Here is a 6,821-nt window from a genome sequence, read left to right as displayed (position 1 = left end):
GCCGCGCTGTTCCTGCTGGCCGAGCTGGTGGCTGCGCAACGGGGCGATGCCGGCGGCACGCTCAAGCCTGCATCGCCGGTGGCGCAGCCGCTGCTGCTGGGCCTGCTGCTGTTGCTGGGCGGTGCCTCGGTGGCCGGCCTGCCGCCGCTGCCCGGCTTTTTGGGCAAGGTGATGATCCTGCAGGCCGCCCACGGCGCGGCCGCGCCCTGGGTGTGGGCGGTGGTGCTGGGCGTGGGCTTCTTCACCCTGGTGGGCCTGGCGCGCGCCGGCAGCATCCTCTTCTGGGCGGTGCGGCCGCAGGCGCCCGATGCCGCGGCCTGCAGCGCCGGTGCCAGCCCGCGGTTGCTGGCGCCGATGTTCATGCTGGTGGCCGCCACGCTGGCCATGGTGGTGTGGGCCTCGCCGATCAAGCGCTACGTGGACGCAGCCGCGCAGCAGGTGACCGACCGCGCCGCCTATGCGCGCGCGGTGCTGGGCGATGCGCAGGCGCAGACGGTACGGCCCTTCCGTGCCAGGCCAGCAGGAGGTGTGCGATGAAGCGCCGCTGGTTCGCCCATCCGGTGCTGTCGCTGCTCACCGGCGCCGTGTGGCTGCTGCTGCAGGGCAGCGTCACGGTGGCCACGCTGTTGTGGGCCGTGATCCTGGGCTTGGGCCTGCCCTGGCTGGCGGGGCCTTTCCTGAACCCCGGCACCCGCCTGCATGCCTGGGGCCGTGCGCTGCAGCTGCTGGGCGTGGTGCTGTGGGACATCGTGGTGGCCAACCTGGCCGTGGCCTGGCTGGCGCTGAACCCGGCATCGCGCCCGCAGCCTGCCTGGGTGCGGGTGCCGCTGGACATCCGCCACCCCAACGGCACGGTGCTGCTGGCCGCCATCATCACCACCACGCCGGGCACGGTGTCGTGCGTGATCGAGCAGGCCCGGCCGGGCCGCGAGACGCCGGCCATCCTGGTGCATGCGCTCAACTGCACCGACCCGGCCGCGTTGGTGGCCGAGATCAAGTCGCGCTACGAAGCGCCGCTGCGGGAGATCTTCGAATGACCGACTGGCTGTTGTGGGCGCTGGACGCCGCCCTGGGACTGGCTTTGCTGGCCATGGTGCTGACGGCTTGGCGGCTGCTGCGCGGCCCCACGCTCACCGACCGTGTGCTGGCGGTGGACACGCTTTACGTCAACACCGTGGCGCTGGTGATCCTGCTGGGCCTGCGGCTGGGCAGCGACCTGCTGTTCGAGGCGGCGCTGCTGATCGCGCTGCTGGGCTTCGTGGGCACCGTGGCCCTGTCGCGCTTCGTCGCCCGTGGCGACGTCATCGAGTGAAGGACGCCGCATGAATGCCGCCACCGTCGCCAACCTCCATCCGCTGCTGCAGGCGGCCATGGCCGCCTTGCTGCTGATCGGCGGGCTGTTTCTGCTGGTGGGCGCCATCGGCCTGCTGCGCTTTGAAGACTTCTACATGCGGCTGCATGCGCCCACCAAGGCCAGCACGCTGGGCCTGGGTGCGCTGCTGCTGGCCAGCATGCTGTGGCATGCGGGGCAGGGCCAGTGGCTGCTGCGTGAGCTGCTGGTCACGCTCTTCATCTTCGTCACCGCGCCGGTGTCGGCACAGATGATGGCCATGGCCGCGCTGCACCTGCGGCTGGCCAGCAGCGCGCCGCTGCCCGACGAGCTCGATCTGCGCTGAGAGTTCCTCACCGGGCTGCGCGGCGGCACAAACCCTGCCGCGGGTTACACCCAGTTGCTGACCGCGTCGGTCAGATTCGATAGTCCGCCTGCTGTCGTCAACACCGATACAAGCAGGAGACAAGTCCATGGCCCAGAAGTCCTCGGGTCCGGCACAGGGGGCTGCACCCCGCCGGCGCTTTCTCAAGAACGCTGCTGCCGGTGGGGCGGCGGTCGGGGCCCTGGCGGCACCGGCCGTCAGCCAGGCGCAGACCACCACGCTGCGCTTTCAAAGTACCTGGCCGGCCAAGGACATCTTCCATGAGTTCGCCCAGGACTTCGCCAAGAAGGTGAACGACATGGCCGGCAGCCGGCTGAAGATCGAAGTGCTGCCCGCCGGCTCGGTGGTGCCCGCCTTCCAGCTGCTGGACGCGGTGAGCAAGGGCACGCTGGACGGCGGCCACGGCGTCATCGCCTATTGGTACGGCAAGAACTCGGCGCTGGCGCTGTGGGGCTCGGGCCCGGGCTTCGGCATGGACGCCAACATGGTGCTGGCCTGGCACTACTACGGCGGCGGCAAGGCGCTGGTCGAAGAGATCTACAAGAGCCTGAACCTGGACGTGGTCTCGTACCTGTACGGCCCCATGCCCACGCAGCCGCTGGGCTGGTTCAAGAAGCCGGTGGCCAAGGTCGAGGACATGAAGGGCCTGAAGTTCCGCACCGTGGGCCTGGCGGTGGACGTGTTCACCGACATGGGCGCGGCGGTGAATCCGCTGCCCGGCGGCGAGATCGTGCCGGCGCTGGACCGCGGGCTGATCGACGCGGCCGAGTTCAACAACGCCAGCAGCGACCGGGTGCTGGGCTTTCCGGACGTGGCCAAGAACTGCATGCTGCAGAGCTTTCACCAAAGCGGCGAGCAGTTCGAGATCCTGTTCAACAAGACCAAGCTGGACGCGCTGCCGACCGAGCTGAAGTCGGTGATCGACTATGCGGTGCAGGCCGCCAGCGCCGACATGAGTTGGAAGGCCGTGGAGCGCTACAGCAAGGACTACGAGGCGCTGAAGCAGCAGGGCATCAAGTTCTACAAGACGCCCGATGCGGTGCTGCGCGCGCAGCTGGCCTCGTGGGACAAGACGGTGGAAAAGAAGGCCAGCGAGAACCCGATGTTCAAGAAGGTGCTCGACTCGCAACGCGCCTTCGCCCAGCGTGCCGGCCAGTGGCAGAACGACTACTCGGTCGACTTCAAGATGGCCTTCAACCACTACTTCGGCCGCGGCAAGAAGACCTGAGCCGGGCGCCGCAGTCGTGATGCGAGACAGCTTGTGGGCGGTGGACCGCCTGTCCACCTTCGTGGGCAAATTGTTCGCGTGGACGGTGGTGCTGCTGACGCTGCTGATCACCTGGGAGGTGTTCTCGCGCTATGCGCTGAACAAGCCGCATGCCTGGGTGCTGGACATGCAGATCATGCTGTACGGCACCTTGTTCATGACCGCCGGCGCCTACACGCTGAGCAAGAACGGCCATGTGCGCGGCGACGTGCTCTATGGCTTTTTCAAGCCGCGCACGCAGGCCAGCATCGACCTGGTGCTGTACGTGCTGTTCTTCCTGCCCGGCGTGGTGGCGCTCACCTGGGCCGGCTGGCACTACGCGCAGGAATCGCTGGCCATCCGTGAGCAGACCTTCTCGGCCGATGCGCTGCCGCTGTACCCGTTCAAGTTCGTCATCCCGGTGGCGGGCGGGGTGCTGCTGCTGCAAGGTCTGGTGGACATCGCGCGCTGCGTGATCTGCCTGCGCAGCGGCAGCTGGCCGGCGCGCGAAGACGACGTGGAAGAGGTGGACGTGGACAAGCTCAAGGAGATGGTGCACGTCAGCGATGCCGACGTGGAAGCCGCCGCCCGCGAAGGTGCCGCCAGCACCGGGGGCCGTGCATGAAGCTGCGCAAGGAGTTGTGGTTCGGCTTCAGCCTGATGGCCATCATCGTGCTGCTGGTCATCGGCATGCTGGTCAGCGTGCCGGTGATCACCAACGGCCACATCGGCCTGGTGATGCTGGCGCTGGTGGTGGTGGCCATCATGCTGGGCTTTCCCACGGCGTTCACGCTGATGGGCATGGGCATGCTGTTCACCTGGCTGGCCTATGAGCGCAACACCACGCGCACGCTGGACCTGATGGTGCAGTCGGCCTACAAGACCATGTCGAACGACGTGCTGATCTCGATCCCGCTGTTCGTCTTCATGGGCTACCTGGTCGAGCGGGCCAACCTGATCGAAAAGCTGTTCAAGAGCCTGCACCTGTCTTTGGCGCGCGTGCCGGGCAGCCTGGCGGTGGCCACGCTGGTGACCTGCGCGGTGTTTGCCACCGCCACCGGCATCGTGGGCGCCGTGGTCACGCTGATGGGCCTGCTGGCGCTGCCGCAGATGCTGCGCGCCGGCTACAGCGTGCCGATGTCGGCCGGCGCCATCACCGCGGGCGGCTGCCTGGGCATCCTCATCCCGCCGTCGGTGCTGCTCATCGTCTACGGCGCCACGGCCGGTGTGTCGGTGGTGCAGCTGTATGCCGGCGCACTGCTGCCGGGTGTGATGCTGGCCGGGCTGTACGTGGTGTACGTGGTGCTGCTGGCCAAGCTCAAGCCCAGCCTGGCGCCGCCGCTCACCGCCGCGCAGCGCCTGGTGCCGCTGCCCGCGCCGCTGGTGGCGGTGGGCGCACAAGGCCACCGGCATGCGCTGCCGGCGCTGTGGGGCGCCATCAAGGGCCGGCGCAATGCGGCGGTGCCCACCCGCTACCTGCTGGGGCAGCTGGCGATTGCGCTGGCGCCGGCACTGCTGTTCGCGGCGGTGGCCATCGGCGGCTACGAGCTGGCCACCCGCGTGGCCGCACCCGAGGCCGACAGCGGTCTGCAGGAGATGGGCGCGGGCGGGGGTGGGGCCGAGCGTGAAGGCAGCGGCCTGGCCGAGCCGCCGACGGAAGGCGGCCTGGCCGAACCACCGGCCGAAGGGGGCCTGGCCGAGCCGCCGGCCGAGGGCGCGCTGGCGGAGCCGCCGCAGGCCGCAGGGGCCTTGTCAGAGCCGCCGGGCGCTGCCGGCGGTGTGGCCGAGCCCCCGCAGGCCAGCGGCGCCGTGAGCGAGCCGCCCGGCGCCACCAGCGGCCTGGCCGAGCCCCTGACGGCTGCCGCCGCCAGCCCTGCGCCCGGCGCTGCCGGCGAAGCCGCCACACGCCAACCCGCCCCGCGCGGCTATTGGATTGCGATGGGCATCGCCGCGGTCGGCGTGTTGCTGTTCTATGCGCTGCTGAGCTTCACGCGGCTGGAAATCTTCAAGATGCTGCTGTCCAGCTTCTTCCCGCTGATGGTGCTGATCCTGGCGGTGCTGGGCTCCATCGTGCTGGGCCTGGCCACGCCCACCGAGGCGGCGGCGGTGGGCGCCTTCGGCGGCGCGGTGCTGGCCGCGGCCTATGGGCGGCTCAACCTCACGGTGGTCAAGGAGTCGGTGTTCCTCACGGCCAAGACCTCGGCCATGGTGTGCTGGCTGTTCGTCGGCTCGGCCATCTTCTCGGCCGCGTTTGCGCTGCTGGGCGGGCAGGAGCTGGTGGAGCAGTGGGTGCTGGGCATGAACCTCACCAAGACCCAGTTCCTGGTGCTCAGCCAGGTCATCATCTTCGTGCTGGGCTGGCCGCTGGAGTGGACCGAGATCATCGTGATCTTCATGCCCATCTTCGTGCCGCTGCTGGACAACTTCGGCGTCGACCCGCTGTTCTTCGGCCTGCTGGTGGCGTTGAACCTGCAGACCGCCTTCCTGAGCCCGCCGGTGGCGATGTCGGCCTTCTACCTGAAGGGCGTGGCGCCCAAGCACGTGACGCTGAACCAGATCTTTGCCGGGATGATTCCGTTCATGGGCATCCAGGTGGTGGCCATCGTGCTGCTGTATGCCTTCCCGGGCATCGGCCTCTGGCTGCCGCAGGTGCTTTACGGCAGGTAGTCCTGCGGCTCCTTGCGAGGCCGCCACAGCAGCCATACCGCCAGAAAGCCCACGATGGCGGCGACGACCGCCATCACCGCCAGCCCCACGATCAGCGGGGCGCCGGCGTCCTGCACCGTGTCCCAGGCGGCCGACAGCCAGCCCTGGTGCGCGGCCGCCGCTTCCACGTGGCGGCTCACCGCATCGGCGGCGGCTTCGTCGTCGCCGTCGCCCAGCACGCCCTGGCCGATGCGGTGCGCCAGCCAGTAAAGCGGCGCAAACGTCAGCGGGTTGGTGATGAAGGTGGCGCCCGCCGCCACGCCCAGGTGGGCGCGCAGCCACACCGCGAACAGCGCCGCGGCGAAGAACTGGGCAAAGGGCAGCAGCAGCCCGAAGAACAGGCCAATGGCCACCGCCCGCGCCACGCAGCCGCGTTCCAGGTGCCACAGGCGGTCGTCCTGCAGGTGATGGGCCACCGGCGACAGCCAGCGGGACTGCAGGAGGTCTTCCCGGCTCGGAATCCAGCGCATGGTGTGGGGGCCTGTGGCGCTGGCGGTCAGTGGTCGCGGGCGCCGTGGCCGCCGCCCATCACCCGGTCGGCCGCCGCGATGGCCAGCGCCGAGAACAGGAAGGCGATGTGGATCAGCGTCTGCCACATCAGCACCTTGTCGGTGTAGTTGGCCGCATTGATGAAGGTCTTGAGCAGGTGGATCGAGCTGATGCCGATGATGGCGGTGGCCAGCTTGACCTTGAGCACCGAGGCATTGACGTGGTTCAGCCATTCGGGCTGGTCGGGGTGGCCTTCGAGCCGCAGGCGCGAGACGAAGGTTTCGTAGCCGCCGACGATCACCATGATCAGCAGGTTGGAGATCATCACCACGTCGATCAGCGCCAGCACCACCAGCATGATCACCGTCTCGTTCAGCGAGGTCACGGGCACATCGGTCTTGTAGCCGATGCTGGAGATCAGCTTCTGCAGCGCCACGTCGTTGCCGAACACGGCTTCGATCAGGTGCACCAGCTCGACCCAGAAATGGAAGACGTAGACGCACTGCGCCAGGATCAGGCCCAGGTACAGCGGCAGCTGCAGCCAGCGGCTGGCAAAGATCAGGTTCGGCAGCGGGCGCATGCGAACGGTGGTCGGGTCGGGCAGCTGGGCCATGGGGTGACGAGGGGTGTCGCAGTTGGAAATCGAGGCCGCGAGTTTATGCGGC

Annotated in this window: 9 protein-coding genes and 1 pseudogene; 8 read left to right on the top strand and 2 right to left on the bottom strand. The window is 68.7% G+C overall.

Annotated elements, in window-relative coordinates:
- The 8 genes and pseudogenes from ABNT58_RS24130 to ABNT58_RS24095 form a co-directional block, all read left to right on the top strand.
- Positions 1–537 (top strand): proton-conducting transporter membrane subunit (locus ABNT58_RS24130; protein WP_348755938.1); only part of this gene is annotated, 537 nt, incomplete at its 5' end.
- Positions 534–1,037, top strand: coding sequence for a Na+/H+ antiporter subunit E (locus ABNT58_RS24125; protein WP_348755937.1), 504 nt, complete (start codon positions 534–536; stop codon positions 1,035–1,037). The genes ABNT58_RS24130 and ABNT58_RS24125, both read left to right, overlap by 4 nt.
- Entirely contained in the window at positions 1,034–1,312 is a 279-nt protein-coding gene (locus ABNT58_RS24120) for a K+/H+ antiporter subunit F (RefSeq protein WP_348755936.1), read from the top strand. The genes ABNT58_RS24125 and ABNT58_RS24120 overlap by 4 nt, the downstream gene beginning before the upstream one ends.
- 10 nt (positions 1,313–1,322) lie before the next feature.
- Positions 1,323–1,676 (top strand): Na+/H+ antiporter subunit G, encoded by a 354-nt coding sequence (locus ABNT58_RS24115; protein ID WP_348755935.1) that lies wholly within the window; start codon positions 1,323–1,325, stop codon positions 1,674–1,676.
- A gap of 54 nt (positions 1,677–1,730) precedes the next feature.
- A pseudogene (locus tag ABNT58_RS24110) lies at positions 1,731–1,913 on the top strand (hypothetical protein); the annotation flags it as partial.
- Entirely contained in the window at positions 1,897–2,943 is a 1,047-nt protein-coding gene (locus ABNT58_RS24105) for a TRAP transporter substrate-binding protein (protein ID WP_348755939.1), read from the top strand. The pseudogene ABNT58_RS24110 and the gene ABNT58_RS24105, both read left to right, overlap by 17 nt.
- Positions 2,944–2,962: 19 nt before the next feature.
- Positions 2,963–3,586, top strand: coding sequence for a TRAP transporter small permease subunit (locus tag ABNT58_RS24100; RefSeq protein ID WP_348755934.1), 624 nt, complete (start codon positions 2,963–2,965; stop codon positions 3,584–3,586).
- A complete protein-coding gene (locus ABNT58_RS24095; RefSeq protein ID WP_348755933.1) occupies positions 3,583–5,628 on the top strand; it encodes a TRAP transporter large permease subunit in 2,046 nt (681 codons plus the stop codon). The genes ABNT58_RS24100 and ABNT58_RS24095 overlap by 4 nt, the downstream gene beginning before the upstream one ends.
- On the opposite strand, the gene ABNT58_RS24090 is transcribed toward ABNT58_RS24095, so the two are convergent.
- Positions 5,616–6,137, bottom strand: a complete 522-nt coding sequence (locus ABNT58_RS24090) for a DUF2062 domain-containing protein (protein ID WP_348755932.1) — start codon at positions 6,135–6,137, stop codon at positions 5,616–5,618. The two genes, ABNT58_RS24095 and ABNT58_RS24090, sit on opposite strands and share 13 nt — an antisense overlap.
- Positions 6,138–6,163: 26 nt before the next feature.
- The gene (locus ABNT58_RS24085; protein WP_348755931.1) at positions 6,164–6,769 is read right to left on the bottom strand and encodes a TIGR00645 family protein; all 606 of its coding nucleotides are present in this window, start codon (positions 6,767–6,769) and stop codon (positions 6,164–6,166) included.
- Positions 6,770–6,821 lie beyond the last annotated feature (52 nt).

The sequence above is a fragment of the uncultured Aquincola sp. genome (assembly GCF_964001545.1).
Classification (GTDB): Bacteria; Pseudomonadota; Gammaproteobacteria; order Burkholderiales; family Burkholderiaceae_C; genus Aquincola.
Note: the sequence above shows the minus strand (reverse complement) of the source record. Positions and strands in the feature narration are given on the sequence as shown.